The organism is Allobosea sp. LC85 (assembly GCF_000735605.1).
In the GTDB taxonomy this organism is placed as follows: Bacteria; Pseudomonadota; Alphaproteobacteria; order Rhizobiales; family Beijerinckiaceae; genus Allobosea.
Window position 1 is genome coordinate 151,543 of sequence record NZ_JPKG01000059.1, and the last position, 24,061, is coordinate 175,603.

At 65.5% G+C, this 24,061-nt stretch carries 25 protein-coding genes; 1 reads left to right on the forward strand and 24 read right to left on the reverse strand.

The annotated features are described in order from the left end of the window. Positions 1–49: 49 nt before the first annotated feature. From FG93_RS27130 to FG93_RS27225, 20 genes are all read right to left on the reverse strand, one after another. Complete coding sequence (locus FG93_RS27130) at positions 50–1,240, reverse strand: DNA circularization N-terminal domain-containing protein (RefSeq protein ID WP_043240976.1); 1,191 nt, start codon at positions 1,238–1,240, stop codon at positions 50–52. After that, entirely contained in the window at positions 1,237–3,162 is a 1,926-nt protein-coding gene (locus tag FG93_RS27135; protein ID WP_043240979.1) for a phage tail tape measure protein, read from the reverse strand. Before FG93_RS27135 ends, FG93_RS27130 begins: the two co-directional genes overlap by 4 nt. Positions 3,163–3,250: 88 nt before the next feature. Further along, positions 3,251–3,604: a hypothetical protein gene (locus FG93_RS27140; RefSeq protein WP_043240981.1), complete on the reverse strand. Its 354-nt coding sequence runs from the start codon at positions 3,602–3,604 to the stop codon at positions 3,251–3,253. Then, positions 3,601–3,984, reverse strand: a complete 384-nt coding sequence (locus tag FG93_RS27145) for a hypothetical protein (protein WP_043240984.1) — start codon at positions 3,982–3,984, stop codon at positions 3,601–3,603. Before FG93_RS27145 ends, FG93_RS27140 begins: the two co-directional genes overlap by 4 nt. A gap of 77 nt (positions 3,985–4,061) precedes the next feature. Beyond that, positions 4,062–5,570, reverse strand: a complete 1,509-nt coding sequence (locus FG93_RS27150; RefSeq protein WP_052514267.1) for a hypothetical protein — start codon at positions 5,568–5,570, stop codon at positions 4,062–4,064. Between the two features lie 31 nt (positions 5,571–5,601). After that, positions 5,602–5,805 carry a hypothetical protein gene (locus FG93_RS27155; protein ID WP_043240986.1) on the reverse strand — a complete coding sequence of 68 codons (204 nt, stop codon included), beginning with the start codon at positions 5,803–5,805 and terminating at the stop codon, positions 5,602–5,604. A gap of 11 nt (positions 5,806–5,816) precedes the next feature. Beyond that, positions 5,817–6,626, reverse strand: a complete 810-nt coding sequence (locus FG93_RS27160; RefSeq protein WP_043240989.1) for a hypothetical protein — start codon at positions 6,624–6,626, stop codon at positions 5,817–5,819. 1 nt (position 6,627) lies between these two features. Next, positions 6,628–7,032 carry a hypothetical protein gene (locus FG93_RS27165; RefSeq protein ID WP_043240990.1) on the reverse strand — a complete coding sequence of 135 codons (405 nt, stop codon included), beginning with the start codon at positions 7,030–7,032 and terminating at the stop codon, positions 6,628–6,630. Then, a complete protein-coding gene (locus FG93_RS27170) occupies positions 7,032–7,619 on the reverse strand; it encodes a hypothetical protein (RefSeq protein WP_043240993.1) in 588 nt (195 codons plus the stop codon). Before FG93_RS27170 ends, FG93_RS27165 begins: the two co-directional genes overlap by 1 nt. A 197-nt stretch (positions 7,620–7,816) precedes the next feature. Next, entirely contained in the window at positions 7,817–8,152 is a 336-nt protein-coding gene (locus FG93_RS27175) for a DUF2190 family protein (RefSeq protein ID WP_043240996.1), read from the reverse strand. Between the two features lie 97 nt (positions 8,153–8,249). Next, complete coding sequence (locus FG93_RS31495; RefSeq protein ID WP_052514268.1) at positions 8,250–10,280, reverse strand: ClpP-like prohead protease/major capsid protein fusion protein; 2,031 nt, start codon at positions 10,278–10,280, stop codon at positions 8,250–8,252. After that, positions 10,277–11,776 carry a phage portal protein gene (locus FG93_RS27185; RefSeq protein WP_052514269.1) on the reverse strand — a complete coding sequence of 500 codons (1,500 nt, stop codon included), beginning with the start codon at positions 11,774–11,776 and terminating at the stop codon, positions 10,277–10,279. Before FG93_RS27185 ends, FG93_RS31495 begins: the two co-directional genes overlap by 4 nt. Before the next feature lies 1 nt (position 11,777). Next, entirely contained in the window at positions 11,778–11,990 is a 213-nt protein-coding gene (locus FG93_RS27190; RefSeq protein ID WP_043240997.1) for a phage head-tail joining protein, read from the reverse strand. A gap of 5 nt (positions 11,991–11,995) precedes the next feature. Continuing rightward, the gene (locus tag FG93_RS27195) at positions 11,996–14,008 is read right to left on the reverse strand and encodes a phage terminase large subunit family protein (protein ID WP_052514270.1); all 2,013 of its coding nucleotides are present in this window, start codon (positions 14,006–14,008) and stop codon (positions 11,996–11,998) included. Position 14,009: 1 nt separating this feature from the next. Then, positions 14,010–14,621 (reverse strand): hypothetical protein, encoded by a 612-nt coding sequence (locus FG93_RS27200; protein WP_043241000.1) that lies wholly within the window; start codon positions 14,619–14,621, stop codon positions 14,010–14,012. 253 nt (positions 14,622–14,874) lie between these two features. Next, a complete protein-coding gene (locus tag FG93_RS27205; RefSeq protein WP_043241001.1) occupies positions 14,875–15,621 on the reverse strand; it encodes a hypothetical protein in 747 nt (248 codons plus the stop codon). Between the two features lie 322 nt (positions 15,622–15,943). After that, a complete protein-coding gene (locus tag FG93_RS27210) occupies positions 15,944–17,680 on the reverse strand; it encodes a phage/plasmid primase, P4 family (protein WP_043241004.1) in 1,737 nt (578 codons plus the stop codon). After that, complete coding sequence (locus tag FG93_RS27215) at positions 17,677–18,324, reverse strand: hypothetical protein (protein WP_052514271.1); 648 nt, start codon at positions 18,322–18,324, stop codon at positions 17,677–17,679. The genes FG93_RS27210 and FG93_RS27215 overlap by 4 nt, the downstream gene beginning before the upstream one ends. Next, the gene (locus FG93_RS27220; protein WP_043241006.1) at positions 18,321–18,527 is read right to left on the reverse strand and encodes a hypothetical protein; all 207 of its coding nucleotides are present in this window, start codon (positions 18,525–18,527) and stop codon (positions 18,321–18,323) included. The genes FG93_RS27215 and FG93_RS27220 overlap by 4 nt, the downstream gene beginning before the upstream one ends. Then, positions 18,524–19,582: a bifunctional DNA primase/polymerase gene (locus tag FG93_RS27225; protein WP_081881940.1), complete on the reverse strand. Its 1,059-nt coding sequence runs from the start codon at positions 19,580–19,582 to the stop codon at positions 18,524–18,526. Before FG93_RS27225 ends, FG93_RS27220 begins: the two co-directional genes overlap by 4 nt. 74 nt (positions 19,583–19,656) lie before the next feature. Here FG93_RS27225 and FG93_RS27230 point away from each other — a divergent pair, with 74 nt between their 5' ends. After that, complete coding sequence (locus FG93_RS27230; protein ID WP_043241011.1) at positions 19,657–20,403, forward strand: hypothetical protein; 747 nt, start codon at positions 19,657–19,659, stop codon at positions 20,401–20,403. Positions 20,404–20,418: 15 nt separating this feature from the next. On the opposite strand, the gene FG93_RS27235 is transcribed toward FG93_RS27230, so the two are convergent. From FG93_RS27235 to FG93_RS27250, 4 genes are read right to left on the reverse strand one after another with little or no spacing between them, the layout of a single operon-like run. Further along, positions 20,419–23,163 (reverse strand): DNA methyltransferase, encoded by a 2,745-nt coding sequence (locus FG93_RS27235; protein WP_043241014.1) that lies wholly within the window; start codon positions 23,161–23,163, stop codon positions 20,419–20,421. After that, entirely contained in the window at positions 23,160–23,390 is a 231-nt protein-coding gene (locus FG93_RS27240) for a hypothetical protein (RefSeq protein ID WP_043241017.1), read from the reverse strand. Before FG93_RS27240 ends, FG93_RS27235 begins: the two co-directional genes overlap by 4 nt. After that, the gene (locus FG93_RS27245; RefSeq protein WP_043241020.1) at positions 23,387–23,596 is read right to left on the reverse strand and encodes a hypothetical protein; all 210 of its coding nucleotides are present in this window, start codon (positions 23,594–23,596) and stop codon (positions 23,387–23,389) included. The genes FG93_RS27240 and FG93_RS27245 overlap by 4 nt, the downstream gene beginning before the upstream one ends. Further along, entirely contained in the window at positions 23,593–24,060 is a 468-nt protein-coding gene (locus FG93_RS27250; protein WP_043241022.1) for a hypothetical protein, read from the reverse strand. The genes FG93_RS27245 and FG93_RS27250 overlap by 4 nt, the downstream gene beginning before the upstream one ends. Between the last annotated feature and the right edge of the window lies 1 nt (position 24,061).

The following is a 24,061-nucleotide window of genomic DNA, read 5'->3' on the forward strand; positions in this document are numbered from 1 at the left end:
GGGCCCCGGCGCAGCGGGTTGGAGGGCGGCGCGGAGCCGGGGAAGACGATCAGGCCGCGAGGGCGTCTAAACTCTCGGGCATGCTCGCCGGGTTGAACGCCCCTGCCCGCCTGGCCAGTTCCTCGGCGCGGGTCGGGTCGGCATAAAGCCGCCATGCCCACCAGAGCGAGGGCATCCGCGCCGGTACCGACACATGGATGATCGGCGCGAGATCGGCTTCGCGGCGTGTCACCAGCTCGGCGAGCACGCCCTTCATCGCGGAGAGCTCGCGGGCGAGGTCGAGCCCGGCACGGCCGATGCGGGCGAGCGCATCATCGAACACAGCCGCGGCGACTGCGCGCGCCGTGAGCGCGGCCGGGCGGTCGGCATAGACGCGCCTGGCCATGCCTTCCCCCAGGGCGAGCGCCCGGGCTGAGGCCGTCAGGGCGACGGCCTCAGTAGCATTGGCTGCAATCACCAGCGCCGTGCCGCGGCTGACCTGTGCCGGAAGGGGATCGGCGGGTGGGCCAAGAGCAACGATCGTCTGGGCCAGGATAGCCGGATCGGAAGCGTCGCCAAGAGCAACAGCGGTCGCGGCCAGTGCCAGGCCGAAGCCACCGGGATCATTCACGAAGCCAGCGAGCGCCGTCTCGGCAGCGGCAAAGGCCGGCGCCACGGCTGCAAGGCTTTCCGGTGACAACCGGCTCGCCTCGCGCAACGCCACCATGTCGCCGAGCGAGCCGGCCGCGGCCGTCACGGCCTGATCGAGAACCGGCGAGGGCTGACCGGCGAGCGTGAAGGTCGCGCCGGCAAATCCTCCGAGTGCCGCGCAGGCGAGACCCGCAAGCGCATAGACCTGGTTCTCCAGGGCGTTGGCCGAGAGCGAAAGGCCGAAGAGCTCGGGCTCGGCGACGGCCTCGAGCGAGACCGCGACAAAACCGAGCTTGTCCTTGCGGAATTCCCGCGTCGCCTTGGTCACGCGAACGAAGGCGGGGCCGCTGTCCGGCAGCACCAGCACGCCGCGATGGCTGTTCTCCGCCATCGCAAGCAGGGCTGCGGCACGGACCAGGCAGAGATCACCGGTCAGATAGGCCTCGACCTCAAATTTACGTGCCGCCGGGCCGAAACTCTCATTGATATGCAGCCCGTTCGGGATACCGGTGGTTGAAACCCGGTGCCCGGCCTCGATCGAACCGGTCTCAACATAGAAACCCTGCCCGCCAAACGAGGCCCGGCGCAGGCGCTTCGTCCAATCGGTCATTGCACCTCCGGCATGCTCTTCCCCGTGTTGAAACCACCCAGCCCAAGCGACGGCACCTTCAATCCCTGGAGCCGTTGCGCCAGGCGAGCGACGGCGGCCTCGAGGGCCTGGACCTCGCTCAGTCCGATGCCAAGGCCGGAGCTGATCTGATTGCCCGCGCTATGGGCGGCCGGCCCGAGCAGATCGAAGCTGGATTTTACAGCCTCTGACTTTGAGCGGACCTCGTCCAAAGGCTGGACCGGGAAGGTGGCCAGGCCCAGCCCTTGCGGCCGCACCGGCGGCAGAACCGGACCACGCCCTTTGCTCGGAAAGGCCGCACCACGGCGGGCTTCGCGCGCCGCCTCATGCACGCCATCGAATTCTGGCGACGAGCTGGTCAGGGTCGGGGTCGGAAGTGGTCCGGTCCGACGGATCTGATCACGCGACCAGGCGTCGTCGTAACCCGACAGCTCCTTGCGGAACCGCGCCATGTTGACCTTGTCGAAATAGGACAAGGGCTGCTTTCTCGCCTTCTGTTCCAGCTTCGAAAGCGCTTCGGCGGTGGCGCCCCGGCTGGTGTCGCCGATCAGCCAGTCGAAATATCCGCCCTGGTTGGGATTGGCGATGCCGTTGAGCTTCTGCTCGTCGGCGCTGCGCTCTCCCATCTCGGCAAAGTTTTTCCGCCCCTCGGTCAGATCGTTGCCGACGGCCTCGACGAAGTCTCTAGCCACGGATTTGACCGCAGCGCCGGCTCCGCCTTTTCGAGCGGCCTCGGCCGCGCGTTCCATCGCTTGCGCCAGGGCATCGATATTGTTCGCACCTGTCTGCAGCATGGGCGAGGCCGCCTCGGCAGCGAGCGAGCCAAGCGAGGACTTCGCGCGGTCAGACGCCTCGCTGAAGCGATCCAGCGTTGCCTGGGTATCGTCGCTGATGCGCAGGAAATCCTTGTCGATTGTGCCTTTGGAGCCTTTCAGCTGCTCGCGCATCTCCAGCATCTTCTGCATGCCGGCGAGCAGCGGCCGCATGCCGCGCTGCACCTCCATATCCTTGAAGAGCTGCGGAACCTTGGAAAGGTCGCCCTTCAGGGCCTTGTTCGACATCTCGATGAAGACATCGGTCAGATCCTTGCCTTCCTTGCGGGCTTTCGCCATCGCCTTTGGCAGGTCGACGCCCATTTCCTTGAAGTTCTTGACCGTCTCTTCCGATTCCATCTTCGAAAAGATGTTCTGAGCCGAGGCAGCCGCCTCCTCCGCCGTGCCGGTACCGCCGCGAATGACCTGGAGCATCGCGACCAGGTTGCGCAGACCTTCCTGCCCGCTCTTGCCGATCGCCTTATAGGCCGGCAGCATCGAAGGCAGATAGCGCGCCATGTCCTTCAGCTCGAACTTTCCGAGCTTGCCGCCCATGGCGAGCGTGTCCTGCGCCTCGGCCAGCCCCTCGATCGAGATCTTCATATGGTCGAGGAGAGAGGTCGAAGAATTCGCGATCTCTTCGACCCCGGCGCCCGAAGCCTGTGCCGTCCGCATGACCGACGGCATCATCTTCATGGATTCTGTGAATTCACGACCGGACGCCGTGATGGCATCGAGACCCTTCTGAGCCGGATCGAACAAGGTTGCCGTGTCGCGGGCGAGATTGCGCAGCTCCTCGGTGCCGCGGCGGGTCTGCTCGACCGTCGCATCGCCGGTGATGCCCGTGCGCGCCATGGCGCGATCGACCTCGGCGAAACGCTTGGTCGCCTCCTTCACGCCGTTGATGGCGGAGAAACCGCCGAAACCCGCCGACGCGGTCACAGCCATCCGCGCCATAGCGGAACCGATGGCGGAGAAGCCGCGGGTCTGAGTGCGGCGGAAACTCTCAAGATCACGCGACGCCGCGGCAAGACCGGGGCGCAGCTTGTTCTGCGCCGTGATCGTCGCCTCGACGCGCGCGACATTGGCCATGGTCATTCATCCCAAAGATAATCGGTGACGAGCACGAGTTCGCGCAATGTCATGGCGAAGAGCGCAGGCGGCGGCGTGCCGCCTCGGATCATGGCGCGGATGCGGCTCTTAACCGTGTCCGCGCGCTCTGAAAAAAACCGAGGATCGCGTCCTCGATCAGCAGACCGAGCGTGACATCGCGCTCGCGGCCGACGACATCGGCATCGTGCCCATCGATCAGCCGCGCAAACCAGAGCTTGAGCTTGTCGCGTTCGACCACCTTCGTGCCGTTGCCATCGGAATCGAACACCCAGGTCAGCGGGTCGCCGATCTCGATCGTGTCGAACACGGTCGGCTGGCGGAGTACCAGGCAACCCTTCGGCTCGGCAAAATGCATGATCGGCGCGGCGAAATGGATGCGGACCGAGCCATCCGGCATATCCTCGCGACGCGCGAGGCTCACCGGCGCGTCTCCAGATAGCCTTCGGAGACGCCGGAGACGCCGGAGGCCTCTCCCGTCAGGCCGTCGACCTGAGGATCGCCGATCACAGAGGCCCGGGTGTAGGTACGATCGACCTTTTCAGTGTCGTGCAGGAAGGTGAAGTCGACCTTGTCTAGCTTGAAGATCGCGGCCCAATCGATCGGGTTGCCTTCCGTATCCTTCCCCTTCAGCGCCACGCCGAAACGATAGCCTTGGGGTGAGAAGGTCCGATCGATCGAGCCGTCGTGATTGGCCACGGCCTCGGCGCTGAGATTGTGGGGATTGTAGGTCAGGGAGCCGCGAACCGAGAGGTTCTGGCCCGTGGGCAGGCGGAATTTGATCAGGCCGCCGAAATCGGACATGGCGCGGGCTCCGGATGATCAGGGGAAAGAGGAGCCCGCCGCTCTTGCGCGGCGGGCAGTGCAGGCGGCGTCCGTGGTTACGCCGCGCTCGGATACTGCGCGTAGATCGTCGCGTTGGCGGCGAGGATGTCGAGCGGGTTCACCCGGTCGAGGTCCATACCGATATTGACGCGGGCCGAGTTGGCCTTGTCGCGCTCGACCTTCACTCGCTTGGCGAACTCGGCCTTGTTCTCGAACAGGCCGCGGTCGACCAGATCGCCATAGAGCGCGATGCAATCGGCCTTGATATCGGCAGGCGTCGAGATCGCCGGCAGGTTCGCCGGGTTGGCGTCGGCGATTGCCTTGTTGGCATGGCGCTGGGCGAGGCCGGCGCGCATATAGCGCAGCCCGTGCATCACCTGGGCGATCGCCTGAATGTCACGGAACACCGTATCGGGCATGCCCTGCGCATTCACGCCCTGCATCGTGATCATCTTATCGACAACCACCTGGCCGGCGCCGTTGACCTTCCAGGTCGACATTCGCGAACCGTTCAGCGTGTTGCGCACCGCATAGTTCGGCCAGAGCGAGCGATCGCGCGGCGGACGCACATCCTCGAGCACGAGGTCGCTCATGTTGCGCGAGGCATTGCCGCCGACATCGTCGGCCAGCCAAGGCAACTGACGCGCGACGTATTGGGCAAGCCATTCCCAGCTCGGCGTCGGCGAGGCGACGCGGGCGAGCGCCGTGGTGTGGCGGCCATTGCGGGCAAGGCCATAGGTCGTCTGAGCGCCGGTATTACCGGTGTTGACTGTGAGATAATGGCCGTAGAGCTGCGTGTTCCAGGCCCAACGGCCGGAGATATCCGACAAAGCCGTCTCGGCCGCGTCGAGATTGGCCGTATCGCCGAAGGGCGAGATGATCCAGTCGAAGGGCTCGTCACCCAGCGCGGCGAGCGAGGCCGCAACCGAAGCCGTGCCGGTTGCGGGGACCGTCTGCGCCACCGTGATGCGCCCGGCCGGGCCAAGGATATTGCCGGCGAGGTTCGGATCGGAGGTGATTTCCAGCTCGTTCATCGTCGTGCCGGCATGGCGCGCCGTCAGCGTCACGACATTCGTCGCGGCCGTCGCGGTGACCGGCAGATAGGCCATGGTCAACGGATCGACGAAGGCGTTGATCGCAGCGGCCAGGCTGGTGGCGACCTGGTCATCCGTCGCGCCGGCAGCGACGTTGAGCCGAACCTTGCGACCGGCAATCTCGAGCACGCCATCGCCACCGGAGGCCGGCAGTGCGCCGACCGTCACGGTCCAGGCGCCGGGCGTTCCGGTGATCGGGATGGCCGAAACCCAAATTTCATGCACCGGCGCCGCGCGGCGAGCGACGCGGAAGGCTTCGTAAAGCTGCGAGCCGGGGCCCGCGAGCGCCGCCGCCTCGGCGAAGGTCGTGCACAGCGTCAGCGTATCGCTGGCCAGCGAACCGGCTGCCGACTTGTGGCCGAGGATCAGGCCGCGCGACTTCGATTCATACTGGCCACCGGAATTGACCTCGAAGAAATTGCCGGGGGCAATGAGGCCGGCGCCCGGAATGAAATTGAACAGGACGCCCATCGGCGGCTCTCCTTACGGGAAAGAAGGGGGATCAGGCTTTCGACTTGCCGGAGGATTTCTCCGGCTCAGGATCGGCAGGCGGTTCGATCAGCGTCTTGTCGGCGACCAGCGCCGCCCAGAACGGATCGATGATCGAGACCTCGAAGGGCTCAAGGCCAACGAACTGACCGGGCACGCCGGGAAACGGCACTCGCGCCGACGCATCCGCCAGGATGACGGTCTTTCTCAGGCTCATGCTGGCCTCGCTTACGGGGTGATGAGGGGAACGCTGCCGGCGAGATCACCCGTGGGCGGATCGGCAGCGGGATCGAGAACAGGCGGCGCCGCATCACCGGCCACGCGCGCCATGTTGGCGGCAAGCCGCAATTCGGCGATCTGCGTGAAGGCGGCGGAGGAACCCAGCGCCGCCGCGACGACATCACAGACGCCGCGACCGTAACTGCCTTCCGGCAGAGACCTGGCGACGCTGCGCAGCGGCTCGGGCAGGCGGTCGAATCCTGCCGCGCTGGCCGGCGGCCGACGGTCGGTCTTTCGCAATTTGCAATCGAATTCGACCCGCAAGGCTGAGAGCCGCGTGTCGAGGTCGGCGTCACGCCAGGGTTTGCTCTCTACCCGCGTCACAGTGTCGAGGATCTCGCAGAGCGGCTTGCTCATCCGCGCGTCGGTGAGGACCTGCCTGACCTGCTCATCGATCATGTCCAGCATGGCCTCGGCAAGGGGATCGAGCGCCACCGCCGGAACGATGTAGCTTCCACCATCATCGAGCTTCATCACTGCCGGAACCATGATCTCGAAGGCGAGTGTGGCATGATCGGCGCCATCGATCAGGGCATCCTGCGCTGTGCCATAGGCCTCGGTTTTGGCTTCGTCAGAAAACACCGCAATGACCGGGAGCCGCTTCGAGGCCTCGTCCGCGAAGCTCTCCGGCGTCAGCTGGCTGTCGAGCACCCTGCCCTCCGCTCCTGTCGGCCAGATGGGGGTGGCTGCCGACTGCAGCGCGAACGGGTTGAGCGCCTCGATCGCGGCGAGGCGTAGCGCGAGGCGCGAGAGGCTCATGTCAGATCCGGGTCAGGGAAAGGTGCAGGCCGGACAGTCCGTCCGGCATCGGCTCGGCAACGCGGTAGCGGATGCCGGGTCGGTCCTCATATTCGAGTTCGTCGCCCTTCCCGGGCACCCAGCCGAGTGCGGCCGGCTTCACCGTCGCGACATGGCGAGTGCCTGAGACGCCCTGACCGAAATTGCCGGGTGGCATCGGCATGCCCCTGCCACCGAGCTGCGCCCGCTCATTCCATTCCGAACGAATGACCGGAACGCCAATCAGGATCACCCGATCGGGATCGGCCACGGAGCCGCCGTTCAACCCCGCCGCTCCGGGTTTCATCGGGTAGAGCGTGGAGCGGTCGCCGAACGCAGCCTGCGCCGCATCCAGCATCATCGCATCGAGGGCAGCGAACTGGCTCATCAATAGCCTCGAAGGATCGCGCCGAGCGCGCTGGCGAGCGCAGGTCCGAGCCGGGCCGAGGCCTGGCTCTCCCAGGTGCGACGCGGCGCCGACGCCGCCATCGCCTCGGGAATTCCGGGCCCGCGCGGACGATCGAGTGCCCATTTGCCGTGACCGGTTCGGCGCCAGACCGCGTGCGAGATCCCCGAACGCTTGCGGCGCGGGAACTTGGCAGAGAGGTAGAACGAGCGACCGATCTGCTTGCGGGAGCCCAGCCAGTTGATCGAGGCGCCGGTTGGTGCCTCCTTTGGCTGGTAATAGATCGCCGGCAGCCCCTGGCCGAAGCCGGCCAGAGAATAGACCAGCCGCGCCGCCGTCGCCTTCTTCCGGCTGGTGCGACGCTTGATGACGTTGCCGACCGGCGCCTTCGCGTAGGGATGGCTGCGCAGGCCGAGCGTCGTCTTCACGACGCGAAGATAGGCGTTCTCGGTCGGCACGCCGGCACGATTGAGCGCCCGGGCCAATCCGACCGGAGCGCGCGACCCTGCCGCGACGAGCATCCGCTCGAGATCCTGTGAACGGATCTCTGTCCTGATGCCGACGCTCATTGCCTTGGCTCAGCCTCTTCGAGAGAGTACCGCCGCGGCGGCCTGGGCGACCTGTGTCGAAGCGCGACGAACATCGCGCTGAAGTGAGGAGGACGTGGCACGGGTCAAGCGCGCCGCGTCCTGCCAAGCGCCCCGGCTCGCCGCAACAACAGCCTGGCCGAGCAACGAGCGCCGCTCGGCGCAGCCCCCGCAGGCCATTACGCCACGATGCCGAGCAAGACCTCGGCGACCGCGTCGCCGTTGACGCGATCGTTGCGCGCGGTGCCGATCAGGGTGTTGCCGGCCGACACGTTGGTGACGACCTTGGCGGCATTGTCCCAATAGAGCTTGGCGCCGACGAGCCAGTTGACGCCGGCCGCCTTCGGGAGCTCCCAGACGCCAGTGCGGTGGAGCGGGAAGCCGACGCCGGCCGCAGCCGTGTTGCCGGCGACGCCGAACAGCGCGCCGATGAGATAGGCCAGTCCCGAGATGACGCCGCCGGCCGGAGCCGGCACGGTGACGGGATCGGCCTGGGCGATGAAATTCTTGGCCATGGATGGCACTCCGATGAGGACGGGAAAGGCCTTTCCAGAACCCGCCGCGGCAAGGCGGCGGGCTGGTCGAAAGGCCTTGAGGACCGATCAGCGCCGCTCAGGCGCCGATGTTCTTGAACAGGCCGCGCGGGTCGAGGGCGGAGGCGCCGGCGTCGATACGGACCTTCATCTTGGTCCCGTCGACGTTCCAGTCGTTTTCCTGGTCGAGGAAAGGCTCCTCGACGCCATCGAGGAAGGAGACCTCGATCGTGTCCTGCGTCTTGTCGGCCGCGAAGAACCAGGCCGTGGCGGAAGCGTCGTCCAGCCAGTCCGAGAAGACCGGCTCGATGAAGCCCTGCGCCCGGTTCTTCAGGGCCGGGTTCGTCTGCCCCAGCTCGGTGGCCGAGGTCAGGAGCTGGCGGACCGAAAACTCCTTCGCCACCGGAAACAGGCCGAACTTCGGGCGGATGCGATAGCGGGTCTTGCCGTCGGTCCCGCCAACATGCTTGGTCCGCATCCAGGTCGCGACCGCCTCGAAGCTGTCAGCCGAGGGAGCGGCATTCGCCGGGGCACCGCCACCGATGCCGGAGAGGTTCTTGCGGTTGGCGTGGAAGAGAGGATCGCCGCCCTGGAAGGCGCCGTTCGCGATCAGCAGGGCGTAGGGTAGAGAATCTACTGTGACACGCGCCGCGATACCCTGCTTGCGCGGGATATCGGAGAAGGCGTCGAGGTCGTCGTTGATGACCATCTCGCGAGTCATGCTGAAGGCCTGGCCGTAGGTCGCGAGCATGACGGTGACCTTGCTGTCCTGCAGGGTCGCATACTCGTAGGCTGTGCCTTCCGGCTTCTTCTTCAGCATCGGCAGCGGGCCGACGCCATAGCGGTTGGCGATCTTGAAGTCGGAGAGCGAGCCCTTCTTCGTCCAGAGCTGATAGGTCGTATCCGCCTGGTCCCAGCCGGCCATCATCGACTTGTTGGCCACAGCCTCGAGGATCGTGCCGAAGTCGCCAGTCGAATGCATGCCGCCAGACGCCAGAGGACGGCCGATCATCGTGAAGGCGCGGCCAACCATCTGCAGGCGGTTTCCGGTCGCCGCCATGCCGGCGCGGACGAGCGCCTCCTCGGCAAGGCGCTCCAGCCGCATGCCGGTGAACTCATTGCGCTCGCCGCCCTCGATGCCGGCCCGCATCAGGATGCCCTTGGTCGCACCCTCGATCAGCTTGTCGCGAGCGTCGGCGGTGACCGTCGCCGGCGAGCCGCCGGGCTTCGGCTTGTCCTTGTTGCTGGCCTCGGCCATTGCGTCGATCAGCTTGGCCTGCGCGGTCGCGAGGTCTGCACTCTCGTCAGCAATCCGGTTCACGTCGGCAACCGACAGGCCCGACTTCTCCGCACTGGCGGAGAAGGTGCGGAACCAGGACTTCTCGGTGGTCTGGGGCTCGGTCTTGGTTTCGGTGACCTTCGCAGGGTCCGCCGGGTCGGTACGAACGGTCATGTTCGCTTCCTTGTGTTGAGCGGCGGCAGCCGCGGGGGGATTGGTCTTGACACGCCGCGGCAGCCCGTCAGGGGCGTGCGCATAGACGCGGTAATCGAAAGCGGCGGTAGAGAGCGCCGCGTCGCTGAGAACCGCAGTAGAGAGACCAGCCGCCACTGCCTCCTCGGCGGTGAACCAGGTCTCCGCCAGCATCAGGTCACGGACCTCCGCCTCCGGTTTTCCGGAACGATCGGCATAGACGCGGGCGTACTGACCCGAGAGCTTGTCGAGCATGGCGCGCGACTTCTCGTGATCCTCGGCCGTGCCCCAGGTGATCCCGGAAGCGTCGTGGATCATCATCATCGCGCCCGCGCGCATCTCGATGCTGTCACCGGCCATGGCGATCAGCGATGCAGCCGAGGCCGCGATCCCGTCGACGACGATCGCGACCTTGCCGCCGGTCAGCGCGTGCGCCCGCAACAGCGAGTAGATCGCGACACCGTCGAAGGCGATACCGCCGCCCGAGTTCAGCCGGACAGTGATATCGGCGCCGCCGTGCAGCGCGAGCGCCTTGGCGACATCGGACGGGGTAAAGCCATCGCCCCAGCCCCAGGGGTCGCCGACATCGCCATAGAGCAGGATCTCGCCGTCGACATAAAGGCGATCGAGTGCGGTCATGGTTGGGTTTCCGGTTGCTGGACGACCGGCCCGGTTGCCGGGCGGCGGCCATCGGAATCGAAGCTGAGCTCGGCCTTGTCGGCGCGCTCGTTTTCGGACTTGAACTCGGCCTCGACAGCCTCCGGCTCGTAGCCGAGCGATCGGAGCGTCTCGGAGCGGGTCATCAACCCCGAACGGATCATGTCCCGCATCATCGGGACCTCTTCCTTCGGGCTGATCAGCTCTCGGCGGGGCGGGGTGTGGTCCAACATCGCGCCGCGCGGCGGGCCACCCAGCGGGACGGTTGCCGCTTCAAGAAACCACCGGCCGACCGGGTCGCAGAACTGCGGGATCACAGCTTGCCAGCGCCAGACCTCGATCAGTCGCTGGAACACCAGGTAGCCGCGGCGGGACGAAGCGAAATTCTCCTGACTGTCATCCGACGCGATCTCGTTGAACGGGACGCCAAGCGACGACGCCACCTTGCGCAGGTTCATGCGGATGTAATCGGCATATCCCTGAACTTGCGGTGGCGAGGCGAAGCTGATCGTGTGCCCCGGCGCCATCTTGTGGATCATGCCGGGTTCGAGCACGTCCACAGGCGATGCAGCCTTCGTCGTGCCGTTGATCGCGCCACCGATAGAGCTTGCCGCGGTAGGATCTGTCTCGAAGGCAGCAAAGCAGGCCGCCACCTTCTGCCGGACAAGTTCGGCCTCTTCGTAGTCCTTCAAGTCCCACAGGGTCATCATGGCAGGCGCCAACCAGGGAACACCCCGGCTCTGCCCCGGTCGATCGACCCGGTAAAGATGTGCAACATCCGCCGCCGGCACGCGTTTGGAGCGCTGCGAGCGGCGCACATTGGAGCTCACCGCGCCCGGGTGTTCTTCGAACAGCCAATAGGCGATGCGGCGGCCCTGCGCGTCGAACTCAATGCCCTGAACGCAATAGCCATCACCCTCCGGCCCGGTCTTGCCATCGTCGAGATAGTCAGCCTCGAGTAGCCGGACCTGGAATGGCACCGGCAGCCCCGCCGAGGCCTTCGGCGTATAGCGAACGGCCAGAACCTCACCGTCGCGCGCCAGGGCTCGCACTGCGGTGAACTGCAAGCCTGCATAGGTTTGTCGCCCATCGAAATCGACGGCTGTGGTTTCAAGATGAGCCTTGATTAGGCCCTCGAGTTTCTTCTTGCTGCGGTCACCGGCACCGATCACGGAAGGCACGATTCCGGTTCCGACCACGTTGGTCGGGATCACCGAAAGACCGCGCTGGGCGTAAGGGTTGTTCCGCTCCATGTCGCGCGCGACATCACGCAACCGCCGCAGGGAGGTCAGGGCCTCGCCATCGGCCGATGTCGAGCCGATCTTACGGCCTTGTGTGCGATGACCGCGGGATGCGCCGTCATAGGCTGCTGTCGCATTTCGCAGAGCGGCAAGCCGAAGGCGGGCCTCAGCCCGACGAACCGCCAGGCCGGGCGCCAGCGCCGCCAGCGCCCGGTCTAGCAATGGTTCGCTTGTCATATCAGAGCCCGGAATTGTACCCGGCGACGCGCCGGTTGGTCGGCTGATTGCTGCCCCTGATCTCGGCCTCCATCTCGGCAAGGATCTGCCAGAGTTCGGAGAGAGGGCGGTTTTCAAGAACCCGGCGCGTCTCGCCGGAGCCGTATTCGATCCGCCGAGCGCCGGACGCGATGCCGACCTTCAACTTGTCGATATCGGCCTGGGTCCATGCCATGGCGATCAGCGCAACCAGTTCTTGCCGCGCCCGCCGAGCCAGTTGCCTTGCGGCGCCAGAGCTTCGGGCTCGAGATTGGCGGGTTGAAGTTCAGTCGAAAGAGTTGACGCCGCGGTGAAGAGATCCTGCCTCGTCACCTCCACCGGCAATCCGCGGTGGCGGGCGAGCGCAGCCCATTCGTCCTCGGTCGAGGTCGACAGGCCGAGATACTCAGCCAGCGCACGGTTGTAGACGCGGCAGTCAAGCAGGTGATTGTCCCGCCGCACCTTCCAGACCTTGCGGGTCCGGCCGCGGAACTTCTCGTCGGCCAAATACTCGGCCGTGAGCTGCTCGAAGTAGTTCAGCCCGAGCCAGGTCGGGAAATGGCAATAGCCGTCCGGATCACGCAAAGCGCCGGACTTCAGTCCATCTTTGCGGAGATCGTCATAGACAGAGGCCTTCAGCGACCAGGTACCGACCGGCCAAAGCTTGCAGCCCTCGCGGATCTTGCGGCCGCCCAGATCGATGTCGACAAGCTTCGGCATGCCGATGGCCGGCAAACTCCAACCGTCGCGGCCATCGATCGCGAGAACGATGTCCTTGCCCGTATCGGGGTGCAGGCGCTGGCTTGCACGTACCCAGGAATAGACCACATGCGAGCGATAACCGGAATCGATGCCGAGAGCGTCGATGGTGCGGACCCCGCCGAACGCATCCGGGAAGGTGCGTCCTAGCGTCGCCTTGTGCAGCAGCGCGAACGCCTCGCCATCCGGCGATGAGGTATCGCCATCGCAATAGTCCGTGTCGACCACCCAGCTCTCGCCGCTCGGCGACCAGGCGGTGATCTCGTACCAGATGCCGCGCATCTGCACGTCGGCCGCGCAGGTGAGCAGCAGACCGTTTGGCGGCACGCGGTAACGCGGTAGCCCGTCCTCGCGCCGCTCGAACAGTCTGACATGATCAGGCGCATCGCCCTTCATCTCGAAGGGCAAGCCGAGCGTCAGATTGTAGAAGGTCTTCTGCTTGGCGGTGTCAGTGCCGGCCTTGGCAGCGCGCTCGGCAATCTTCGCCCAAGGGACGAAGGGCGAAGACATCGCGTTGAAATGGTAACCCGGCATTTTGCCGGGCCCAGGGTCGGTCGCCTTCCAGCGCCCAGCCCGCACCATGTCCCGGCGCTCGTAATCCTCGACCGGGCGGCCACAACAAGGGGCGACGTAAAAGGCCCGATAAGGCCACTCACTGTCGTACCGGAAGTTTGGGCCGAATTCGAAGACGAACTCGCTTGGATTACCGTCCTCGCCGCAGCATTGCGGGCATTTTACGAACCATTTGCGCTTGTCTGAGGCGTCCCAGTAACGCTCGATATGCGAGCCGCCCTTGATGGTGGGCGTCGAGACATAGACCCGCTTCCATGAACCATCCTGAAGGAAGCTCTCCTGCCGGGCTTCGACCATGTCGAAGGGTGAGCCCTGGCCGTCCAGATCCTCGGCATACTCGTCGATCTCGTCCAGCCAGGCCTTGCGCACGGATTTGGAGCGCAGGTCGGCGGTCGATGAGGCAAGTGCCAGGGTCAGCGAACTGGCGCCGTAGCGCTTTTCATAGGTGGTCGAGGCCTTGCCGGAGCGCGCCGTCTGCGGCGCGACCTTCCGTGCCAGGCTCGGCGAATGGTCGATCGCGATCTGCAGCTTTTTCGAATTGAAGTCGGTCAGAGCGCCATCGGTCGGCTGCACGATCATCTGATCGCACGGCTCGATATCGATCGTGTGCCCGATCGCCGCGATCATCAGGGTGGTGAAGCCGGTTTGGGCCGACTTCATCACGCAGAATTCGTTGACCGGGCTGTCGATGCTGGTGTGGCCGAGCGGCTCCGCCACGAAGGGCGTCAGCACGCGGCTCCAGGGCTCCAGCTTCTTCGGCCCGTCCGGCACGATCAGGTTGCGCTCGGCCCAGGTCGGCGGGTCTATCTGCTCTGGAGGCGTCAACACCGCGACCAGCGCCCCGACGACGATCGCGAGGGCATCCGGTCGGGTCGGCGTCATCTCAATCTTCCGGCGGATCGTCCGGCGTTTCGGCGGTTGCGGGGTGAAGCTTCAGCACCTTGCCGAGCTCCAAGGTCATCAGTTCGCGGGTTTCGCGAGCCTTAGTCTTGAGCAGCGTTCGCGCTCCGGCAGAGCCGGACTGCGCTACCGCTGCCGCGATATCGTCGGCGAGAGACGGCAGGGTCTCGATCGCCCTGGCGAGGGCCTCGGCGGCAACGGTGACGGCCTGCGCGATGTCCGCGATGGGCAGGATCTTGCCTTGGCGTTCTTCGAGGTCGAGCCGCGCGCTCTCGGCCTTGTAGGCCATGTGGCGCGCCTGCTCGGCGGTGTAAATCGGAGCGGTCGGATCGGCCTGCGGCGGAGCGGAATGCTGCCGCCTCGTCTCGGCACCGGCCGCCCTGGCCAGGTCGGTTGTCTCACCGATTACGCGGTCGAAGGCGGCGAGGTTGACCAGGACAACCTTCCCCTTGCCGGGTTTGGTCGAAAGCTGGCCCTTGGCGACAAGACCCTTCACACGCTCAGAGACCGCAGCCTTGCTCAAGCCCTTGAGGCGGGCGAGATCGCTGACCGAGACCCAGGCCGCGCCAGCCGTGTTCGGGTCGTTCTCGGCCATGTTCGGTGTGTTCGGTCAGATTTCGGGAGGCGCCGCTAGAAAAATCCCGCGCCGCTTTCGCATCGCGGGTGGGGGCGGCGGGGGAAGGACCCGCGACGGGGCGGTCGAGGCCGGTCGCATGGTCGCCTCCCCCGCTGCGGAAACGCGAAAGCCCCGGCGCGGGTGGCATCGGGGCTTTCTTGACCTTTTTCAGTGTGGCCGACCCTATGTCAATGGGGTTGAGCCCGCAACATCCTCGTAACCCGTTGTCTAATCATACGAATTCGCGCTGCACATTCTGGCATTCAGCCGCAGGTTCGGCCTGCAAATCGCTCACGGCCAGCCATGGGGCAGCGGGGGCAAGCGGGCCGGTGATCAAATACCCCTCCATCTCTCCATCCAGCTCGGCCTGGAGCAGGACGAGAGCGCAACGCCACGCATGATAGAGTGCCCGATCATACTGCACCTCGCGCTGGGTGACGGCCTCGCCCTTCCGCCGGCGTCCACGATGGTCATGCGCCGCCTGGTCGGCTGGCCGACGCCCAGCCCGCTTGCGCCAGTCGAGATGCACCTCCGGACGCGAACCATCGCGGGCATGCTGGATGATCAGCCCCATGACGCCAGCCTGTTCCAGCCGGGCCACGGGCTTGCCCGCACGCTCCAGCCACCAATCGCCACCCGCCTTGCCGATCGTGAAGCCAGCCTGTTCCGCCGCAGCGCTATCCCACAGCGCGACATCGTCGCCTTCCCATGCGAACCAGAGATCCGCGAGGGCCAGCACGCGGTCATGCAGGGCGAGGAGATCGTCGGGCATGGAGGAAGCCTCTTTCGCCCGTGCCGCCAGCCGCGAGCCCGGCGCGCTGGTATCCACCCGCTCCGACCATGACGACGACGCCAACACCGGCAGGCTGCCGAGGCCGAGCATCTGCGCCGCCGCCTGCGCTCCCATCCGGTCCACCCGCATCTGGGCATAGGCCCGGTAGAGCAGCGCCTCGATATCGATGGTCTCTTTCACAGCCATGTCAGCGCCCTTTTTCCGACAGTGGAGGGTTGTGGAGGGTTGGTGGATAGTTTTTTGAAACCCTCCACCCAAAATAGAGCTTTTAAATCAATAGGTTGATTGCTTGAGTGGAGGGTGTGGAGGGTTTTGAAGGGTCTAGACGTATGAGAGAAAGAGAATTCCCCCGAACCCCGTTTGATACGCATAGGCGCGCATAAACCCTCCACACCCTCCACTTCGCTCGTCATGTCATTGAGGCTAAAGCGAAAAAGGCGGTGGAGGGTTGGTAAAAACCATCCACCAACCCTCCACAACCCTCCACGATTTGGGGCCAAGTGGAGGGTCATGGGCCGGCATACCCGTCGTCATCGGGGTTGCGGGGCCGTGGTGGCCTAGCCGGCACATCGTGGAGTTCGATGTCAAGATAAACGTTGCCGGCGTTGGTCTCTTTTTTAGCGAAGCGAGCCCCCATCACCTTGCCGAACATGGTCTGCGTTTTCGGCTTCTTGCTGTTGGCCTCGCTCCAGGCGACATAGGCCTCAAAGGCCATCGTCGCGCGGATCTGCGCGTCCGCGTCCGGCTCCGCCTTCCTGATGCAGCGCTCGATGAAGAGCGAGATCGGGTCCATCTCGTCGCGGTATTCCTTCGCGGCGTCGACCATGGCCGGCGGGAAATGCAGGCCCTCGCCTTCATAGGCCTCCATGCCTTCGATCAGCCAGTTGAGGATGCCGGGCCCTTCGGCCACGAGCTCGCTCACCACCTCCTCGAAATCGCGCTGCTCGGCCTCCGGTATCGTCACCTTCCAGGGCACGACGGCCATGCGGCGCCAGATGCCGTTATCCGAGCCTGAGATGCTCGGATAGCCGTTGCCGGAGAGATGCGCCTTGAACTGCGGCTGGAACGAGAAATAGCCCTTGAACAGGGTCCGGACATCCATCTTCTCGCCGCCGGTCAGGCGTTTCACCAGCGCCTCGCGCAAGGGCTCGCCCTGCGGCAGCTCCGTGATGCGCAGGAAGCGCACGCCCGGCAATCGCGCAAGATCCGGCGAGGCGCCACCGGCCGCGTTCTGCGACTGGCCAGAGATCGATTCTGCCGGCAGTCCTTCGCAAAGCGGCCCGAGCACGCGGGCCAGCACCTCGAGGAACACGGATTTGCCGTTGGCGCCGAGCCCGTAATGGAAGAACAGGCGCTGCACCGGCAGCCCGGTCAGGCCGAGCCCGGAATAGATTTGCACGGCCCTCGCCACACCGGGCACCAGGTTCTCGGGCAAGAACTTCGCGATGAAGGCATGCCAGAGCGGAGCCTTCGCCTTCGGATCGAAATCGACAGGCACCATGCGGGTGACACGGTCCTCGCGCCTCCACCCCTCCGGAGTGAAGATGGCTCGGCCTCGATAGACCGGAACCTCACCGGAGCGGTCGGGATCTTCCTCGCGCTCAAAGCGGATCGTGCCGTTGCCGACATAGACGAGCCGCTGCTCGGCATTCCACGCTTCGGGCTTCACCACGCAGAACGGCGCCGAACAGGTCAGCATGGCGTTCATGCGGGCCAGGTTCTTGGAGGAGACGCCGAAGGCGCGCCGCTTCGCCTGGCGCTTTTCCAAGGCCAGGATAGCGGTGGCCTTCGCCTTCTCGTTCTCCTCGCTCGGCGCATTGCTGGCCTTGCGGATCGCGGCATTCTCGGCCGGGGTGTGCTGCAGATATTCGGCTTCGAGCCCGATCAGCCCGCCGATTCCCTGCGCGATCGCCAGCGCCTGTTTCGCGCCGTCACTCTGGTCCCAGGCTTTGCCGGTCCAGACCAGCCAGTTGGCCTTGTCCGTGCCCTCCTCGAGCATGTTGGCGAGGTCGGCCCCGCGATGGCGCAGCAGCCGCTTGCCATTGTCCGTGTCGGAATGGTCCAGTTTCGCGCACCACTCGACATCGGCCAGCACGACATTGCCGACAGGCATGTCGGACGGCCCGGCCTCATCGTCGTCGCCGAACGGGGTTGCGGGGCCGTCCTCCTGCGCAGCCGCTTCCGCACCGGTGATCAGCGCGCGCAGGCTCTCGGCCGAGAGATCGGGGTCGGGAGCCTCCGTCATGCCGCTGCCCTTTCAAACAGATCACGCTGGTCGGGGGTGAGACCGTCGAGGTCACCCCACTGATCGGCCATTGCGTTGGCGATCCCCGTGAAAAAGCGAGAGCGCTCTCGCCAGCGATCCGGGCCGGGTGGCATCCGATGGACGCGGGCCTCTCGGCCATCCACGACATTCGTTGGGTTCAGCGGCGGAAGGTTGCGAAGCCAGAAGCATGTCCGCTTCGTCTCGCCATGCCCGAATTGCCAAGGCTGCACGCTCTGGGCCGGCGCTTCGTAATTCTTGATCAGCGCCTTAGCGTGCCTGTGCATGACCGGGTTTTCGATGCAAACCCGCTCGATCGGCGCATTCCAGAACGCGGAGAAGAGCGCGGCACCCTCCTCCAGTTCGGCCCGCATCTGATCAACCGACTTTCCGGGTGGCGGAGTAAACAGCCATCGGACGCCGCTATTGCAGAGGCGCGTGCAGGGAGGATGCGCGACCATGAGCAGGTCCCACCCGTCATTCAGGATGTCGCGCGCGTCACCTGTGTAATGGCGGTTGCTGCCATCTTCGGCCGGCAGCAGATCGCTCGACCAGGCATCGTGACCGCGCGCCGCAAAGGCATTGCGGACCGTGCCGCTGAATTCACATGCGACGAGCACTCTCATCCGCCTGCCCTGTCATAGTGGTCGAGCACCGGCGCCCGCACGACCTGCCGGCCGGCGCTGCAGAGCTTTGGGTGAATGCGAACCGGCTCGGTTGAGCCGGGGTTGCGGGGCGGGAGAGCCGTCGCGCCGGGCGCGATCAGCGTCACGCGGCCAGCGATGACAGCGCCATCGATCAGGCTTCGGAGCTCGGCAGAGATCTTCATGCCGCCCGACCCTGATCGAGAATCGCGGGCGAGAAGGCCGGGCTCTTCGTGTTGCTAAGACCCGACTTGATCGTTCCGCGGATCTTCGGCTCGTTTGGCGAGACGCCGGCGGGCAGGTTGCCGAGCAGCAGCTGCTCCGCCTCGGCCGAGCCAAGCACCTGGCCGCGCACGAACTCGCCCAGCCGGCAGGCCGCCCAGAACACCGCAGCATTGCGATTGCCTTCACCTGCCCTGGCCGCAGTCGCAAGCGCTCCCCGCACCGAGCGCTCGACATAGACCCGCACCCGCTCGTCGCTGATCTCCCGCGCCGCATAGCGCCGGGCCTGCTGGCTTGCAGCCTGCCGCGCCTGTCGCTCGGCCAGCGGGATGAATTCGCCGGTGATCACCCCGCGCAGCCGGCGCGGCAGCGGCGGCAGGATCTCGCCACGAGGGATCAGCCATTCATAGCGCTTGCCGTCCGACATCACGGAGGGTGGTGCGATGACATAACCACCCTCGCCGCGGACATCGATATGAGCGAGCGCGGCCGGGCACTCCCCGGCCTTCAGGAAGGCGCGGAACAGGTTGGCGCGGTTGCCGATTACGCCCTCGAACCCCTGCCCCAACCGAGCAAGGTTGCCGGCGATCTCGGCAAACATCGGCTCATCCGGCCAGGCGAAATAGAGATGCAGGCCCCCGGACTGCGTCCGCGCGATCGGCGTCTCGATGACCCCCCCGGTCTCGGCGTCATGATGCCAAAGCTGCCCGCACCAGGTGGTGAGCGCCTTCAGCATGTCGCCGGCCGTCGCATCCCGGGGGTCGAGGTCAACGACGACGCAAGCGCTGCGCAGTCCGGTCGGAAAGCCGATCAGTGCAGAGGGCCAGCGCCGCCACCAGCCGCGAATGACACCCTCGTCGAGGCTGGCGAGCCAGTGCCCACCATCATGCGCGCCTGGCGTCGATTCTCCCGGCAGATGCGGTGCCTTCGAGCCAGCCGCCTTGTCGGCGATCGCCTTCGCAGGAAATACCGGAAAGCCGGCCGAGGCGAGAGAGAGGGCATGGTCGAGCATGCTCATGCGGCCCTCGCGAGGTTGTGGACGCCGGCTGACGGCGACTTGCGGGGGAATTGCCGCTGCGGCAGGGTTCGGGGATGGAAAAGCCCAGCAGAGAGATGATCTGCGCGATCGCGGCGGTTCTCACTGTCGTTGCGGTGGGCCATCTCTGGTTCGCCGCAGCAAATGCGTGCACGGCAGGGAGCAACGTTTGGACCGAGGTCCAGAAAGCGAACGGCTGCGCCGAGTTCTGGTTCAACCGTTACCAGTCGTTCGCGGCGGCGCTCCTGGCGACTATCGTCGCGGCGGCGACCCTGCTTGGCCTGCGAGCGCAGATCAACATCGCGAGGCGACAGGCAGCTCTCGGAGCGATAAACGAACTCGATTTGCGCTTGAATCAAATCCGTGAGGCCGCGGACTTTTGCGATGATCTGAAAGCCCGCACTCAAGAGGTAGAACGCAGGGTCAGTTTTGGCATAGACCGCCGCGGCCTCAATCAAGGCGGGCGATTGCACGGGCCGAACATGTCGCAGCTCGTGCAGCCCATTCAGCCACACCTGAAAATTCTGGCAGATCTTTGCAAGGGCAACGAAAGCTACGGGCTTCCGCAGGTCAGCGACCAAGTTCGAGACTTTGCCAACAGCATCATGAACGCCGCAATGAGCTTCTCTCAACATGTTGAGAGCAGAGAAAATCCAGAAGATCACCATGCAGCGTATCGAAATTACGCAACACTCAGCGATCCATTCGTGGGGCATCTTGGGGCGATCAAACGGCGCCTCGAATCGATTGAGGTCAATCTTCGACAGCAACTCGCGGCGCAGCAACGCCTGCTGCTCAGCTAGGGCCAACATCGCCGCTCACTCCGCCGCCTGGAGCGCGGGCTCGCGGGCCGCGTCGAGCAGATCGAACAGGCTCGGCACCGCGATCCTGTCCTCGGCCGCGGCGCAATGCAGCGCGCCGTCGAGGAAGTATCCGGGATTGAGTTCGACGCCGATGCCCTTGCGGCCGAGCAGGATCGCCCGGTAGGGCACGGTCATCAGTCCCCCGAACGGGTCGAGCACCGTCTCGCCCGGCATCGACATCTGCGCGATGACACGATCCACGATGTCGAATTGCAGCGGGCAGAGATGCATCTCCTTGCCCTTGGCGTGCTGCGCCCCGTTCAGGGTCTGCATCCGCGTCACGTCGCTCCAGACGTTCCCGTCGGGCGAGTGCGGCGGGAGCAGCATGAAGGTCGGCGGCAGGCGCCCGCGCGTTTCCAGCGCCTCGGCGATCGCGACGTGATACTCGAAGTCGTAGACCGCCTCGAGGTTGAAGCGCTTCCACATCTTGTAGATCTGACTTGCCGGCACGCCCATCAGGTCGGCGGGCTTCAGCGCGCGGTCGCCGGATGACCGGAGATAGCCATGCGCGTCGATCTGCCAGCGCGCCCGGCTGTAGCCGTCCGGGTTCTTCCAATGCCCCTCGACCATTTGGGTCTCTGTCAGCTCCTGGACATCAGCGAGAACCAGAGCTGCCGCATCAACCTCCAGCGCGTCGGCACGAGCCTGAACCTCTTCATCAGTCTCGCCGTTCGGCACCCAGAACTTCTTGTCCTTCGCCACCCGTTTGTCGGCATAAGAGACCGAGCGGTCGCTCTGCGGCTTGCGGAAGATCAGCAGATATTCCGGCAGGCCGGCGCCCATCTTCGAGCCGTCCTTGCACTGCTCGCTCCAGCCCAGGCGATAGGTCTGGTTATTCTCGCGCACGACATCGGTCGTCACGGTTTTCATGCCGAGGAAGGCGAAGCCGTGCCGGCGGAAATGCTGGATCGCGTCGCAATGGAAGGTGGAGACGGTCTGGAAGCCGAGCCCGGTGAGCCCACCCGGAATGATCCGGTCCTTGACGTGGATCACGCAGTTGCGGCCGGGCTGGAGCGCGCGCAGCAGCTGCGGCGTCAGGAAATCCATCTGAGCCCAGAAATGCGGGTCGCTGTCGGTATGGCCGAAGTCGTTATAGCTCGGTGTGTACTCGTACTGCGTTGAGAACGGGATCGAGGTCACGATCAGGTCGACGCTGTTCTCAGGCATCGCGGCGCATTCCAGCACCGTGTCATTGTTGACGATGCGATGGTTCGCGCCGCTGATCTCGACTCGGCTAACGCCGATCGAACGGGCGAGCGAGGTGGCGAGAGCCTGCTCGTTCAATCCGTATTCGCGGATGATCCGGCTCATCTGGTCAACCATGTGCTGATGCTGCTTCCACTTGGTCAGGAGCGTGCGCAGCACCGCCTGCTCGCCCTCCGACGAGATGATGTGGATTTCGACCGGCCTCTCCTGCTGGAAGCGCTGGATGCGGTGAATGGCCTGGATGAAATCGTTGAACTTGAAGCCGATCCCGAGGAACACGGCCCTGTGGCAGTGGCGCTGGAAGTTGCAGCCGCTGCCGGCGATCACCGGCTTGGCCGCGAGATACTGGAACTCGCCATCGCTGAAGCCGATGATCGTCCGCTCGCGCTCGTCGAGCTCCTGCGAACCGTAGACCGAGCGCACGCCCGGTACCGCCGCCTCGATCGCCCGGCGCTCGTCCTCGAGGTCGTGCCAGATCAGGAAGTGATCGGCAGGCGCGCTATCGAGGATCTCGCGCAGCTTACCGATGCGGCTGGTCAGGCTCGACCGCTTCTCCCTGCTGGCGCCGACCACGCCGAGCGCGGCATTGGCGATCAGGATGCCCTGTCCGTCGCGCTCCTGGTCCTTGGTGGCCAGGTCGGAAGCGACGGTGTGATAGGTCACGGTCAGCGGCGGCAGGTCATAGCCGGCATCGTCGCAGCCGAGATCGCTCGGCCGCTGCACGAACAGGGCCCAGCTCGACACCCAGAGCCAGAACTCGCGCTCCTTGTGTGGATGGATGGTGAGCTGGTCGGCCTTCTCGCTATTGCGCTTGAAGAACCGGGTCTTGGCCTCGCCGATATCCATCACTTCGAGGAAGGCGGAATAGGCCAGCAGCTCGATATATTCGTTCGGCGATGGCGTCGCGGTCGCGACCAGCTTGAAGCCGATGCCCTCGAACAGCCGCATGAACTCGCGGAAGGTTTTTGAGCCGCCAAAGCCGCGCAGGCAGGAGGCCTCGTCCAGGCTCGCGGCCGCGAACAGGCGCGGGTCAAGCTTGCCGTCGCGCACAGTCTCGTAATTGGTCAGGTAGAGCCCGGTCTCGCCGGCCTCGTCGATCGAGCGGATGAAGGTGAGATGCGGCACGCGCTCCGGACGATCGGCGAGCCAGGCCCTGAGCTCTGTCCGGGTGGCGTCGCTGACCTTGGGATGATCGCCCGTCGCCAGAACGCGGGCATCGCGGAAGAACTCCTGCCGGACGCCGAGCGGGATCACGATCAGGGCACGGTCGCCGAAATGCGCGGCCAGGATCCGGCAGAACTCGATCTGCATCAGGGTCTTGCCCAGCCCGAAGGCGGCGAACAGCCCGGCGCGACCAAGTCGGAGGGCCCAGCGCACCATGATGCGCTGATGCGGCAGCAGGATCGGATTGATCTCGCTATCCGCGATCTCGATGCCGCGCGCCATCGCGACGCAGGTCTTGGCGCGCAGGAATGCGAGATAGGCCTCGCTCATGACCTGGCCCCATCGCAGCGTAGGCCTGGAAAATGTGTGACCAGTGGGTGCTGCAGCAGCTTGATCGCCTCGGCACAGGCCTGAGCCTTGCGGCGGGCATCGGCGATCGCGCCCGGCGTCAGCGCATCCAGCTCTGGCTCGAAGCGGGTGGTTTCGAGAATATGGGCGGCGCCGGCCTGCTCTCCGGCAAGACCGGTCAGCTCGGCGATGATCTCTTTCAGCGTCATCCCCTGCCCTCCCGGAACAGCGCCTGTTCGGCCGCGCTCCAGAGCGAGGCCGGCGCATGGCGCGCCTGAACGATTGCGATTGCGGTCTCGCGCTTCAGCCCGAGCACCACGGCGATGATCCCGGCCGGAAAGCCGATCCGGGCCATGCCGCGCGCAGCGGAGCGACGGCGACGGCCGACACGCTCGATGGTGAAGCGCCGCCTCATGCCGCCACCCGGCTGAGGTCGAGATTGCGGTAAAAGCCGTCATCGCTGCCGAAGAGGTCGGCCAGTGCCAGAAGATCCGCCTCGACATGCGGGACACGGACACGGCGAGACGCCAGCCTGAGCAGACCGGCCGCGAAAGCACTCTCGCCGTCCGCAGCGCGCACATGAGCCCGGGCGATGATCGCCCGCACATGCAGCGAGAGCATTTCGGAGACAGCCGGAGCCGGATCGCGCTCGCAGACATAGGGGCGCGGACCGGCAATGGCGGAGAAGCCCTGCCGAGACTCGTTGACCAGCCCGCGCACGACGAGCCGATCGAGAATGCGCCCGAGATATTTGTGCTCGGCCTCGTCCTGGCAGGCCCTGCGGATTTGGACCTGGTGAAGATTGGCGCCGCCGGCCGCCTGGATGATGCGCAGGACGCGGTCGGAGAGCGAACCGGGCTTGAACGAGCCGGGCTGCATC

Bases quoted from the DNA above. Each gene is read 5' to 3' on its own strand.
- FG93_RS27135 (WP_043240979.1), bottom strand. From the start codon at position 3,162: ATGGCCAATGTCGCGCGCGTCGAGGCGACGATCACGGCGCAGAACAAG.
- FG93_RS27165 (WP_043240990.1), bottom strand. From the start codon at position 7,032: ATGAGCCAGTTCGCTGCCCTCGATGCGATGATGCTGGATGCGGCGCAG.
- FG93_RS27170 (WP_043240993.1), bottom strand. From the start codon at position 7,619: ATGAGCGTCGGCATCAGGACAGAGATCCGTTCACAGGATCTCGAGCGG.
- FG93_RS27175 (WP_043240996.1), bottom strand. From the start codon at position 8,152: ATGGCCAAGAATTTCATCGCCCAGGCCGATCCCGTCACCGTGCCGGCT.
- FG93_RS31495 (WP_052514268.1), bottom strand. From the start codon at position 10,280: ATGACCGCACTCGATCGCCTTTATGTCGACGGCGAGATCCTGCTCTAT.
- FG93_RS27145 (WP_043240984.1), bottom strand. From the start codon at position 3,984: ATGTCCGATTTCGGCGGCCTGATCAAATTCCGCCTGCCCACGGGCCAG.
- FG93_RS27210 (WP_043241004.1), bottom strand. From the start codon at position 17,680: ATGACGGAGGCTCCCGACCCCGATCTCTCGGCCGAGAGCCTGCGCGCG.
- FG93_RS27215 (WP_052514271.1), bottom strand. From the start codon at position 18,324: ATGAGAGTGCTCGTCGCATGTGAATTCAGCGGCACGGTCCGCAATGCC.
- FG93_RS27240 (WP_043241017.1), bottom strand. From the start codon at position 23,390: ATGACGCTGAAAGAGATCATCGCCGAGCTGACCGGTCTTGCCGGAGAG.
- FG93_RS27205 (WP_043241001.1), bottom strand. From the start codon at position 15,621: ATGGCTGTGAAAGAGACCATCGATATCGAGGCGCTGCTCTACCGGGCC.
- FG93_RS27250 (WP_043241022.1), bottom strand. From the start codon at position 24,060: ATGCAGCCCGGCTCGTTCAAGCCCGGTTCGCTCTCCGACCGCGTCCTG.
- FG93_RS27225 (WP_081881940.1), bottom strand. From the start codon at position 19,582: ATGAGCATGCTCGACCATGCCCTCTCTCTCGCCTCGGCCGGCTTTCCG.
- FG93_RS27220 (WP_043241006.1), bottom strand. From the start codon at position 18,527: ATGAAGATCTCTGCCGAGCTCCGAAGCCTGATCGATGGCGCTGTCATC.
- FG93_RS27160 (WP_043240989.1), bottom strand. From the start codon at position 6,626: ATGAGCCTCTCGCGCCTCGCGCTACGCCTCGCCGCGATCGAGGCGCTC.
- FG93_RS27190 (WP_043240997.1), bottom strand. From the start codon at position 11,990: ATGGCATGGACCCAGGCCGATATCGACAAGTTGAAGGTCGGCATCGCG.
- FG93_RS27195 (WP_052514270.1), bottom strand. From the start codon at position 14,008: ATGACGCCGACCCGACCGGATGCCCTCGCGATCGTCGTCGGGGCGCTG.
- FG93_RS27155 (WP_043240986.1), bottom strand. From the start codon at position 5,805: ATGAGCCTGAGAAAGACCGTCATCCTGGCGGATGCGTCGGCGCGAGTG.
- FG93_RS27150 (WP_052514267.1), bottom strand. From the start codon at position 5,570: ATGGGCGTCCTGTTCAATTTCATTCCGGGCGCCGGCCTCATTGCCCCC.
- FG93_RS27185 (WP_052514269.1), bottom strand. From the start codon at position 11,776: ATGACAAGCGAACCATTGCTAGACCGGGCGCTGGCGGCGCTGGCGCCC.
- FG93_RS27200 (WP_043241000.1), bottom strand. From the start codon at position 14,621: ATGGCCGAGAACGACCCGAACACGGCTGGCGCGGCCTGGGTCTCGGTC.
- FG93_RS27235 (WP_043241014.1), bottom strand. From the start codon at position 23,163: ATGAGCGAGGCCTATCTCGCATTCCTGCGCGCCAAGACCTGCGTCGCG.
- FG93_RS27130 (WP_043240976.1), bottom strand. From the start codon at position 1,240: ATGACCGATTGGACGAAGCGCCTGCGCCGGGCCTCGTTTGGCGGGCAG.
- FG93_RS27230 (WP_043241011.1), top strand. From the start codon at position 19,657: ATGGAAAAGCCCAGCAGAGAGATGATCTGCGCGATCGCGGCGGTTCTC.
- FG93_RS27245 (WP_043241020.1), bottom strand. From the start codon at position 23,596: ATGAGGCGGCGCTTCACCATCGAGCGTGTCGGCCGTCGCCGTCGCTCC.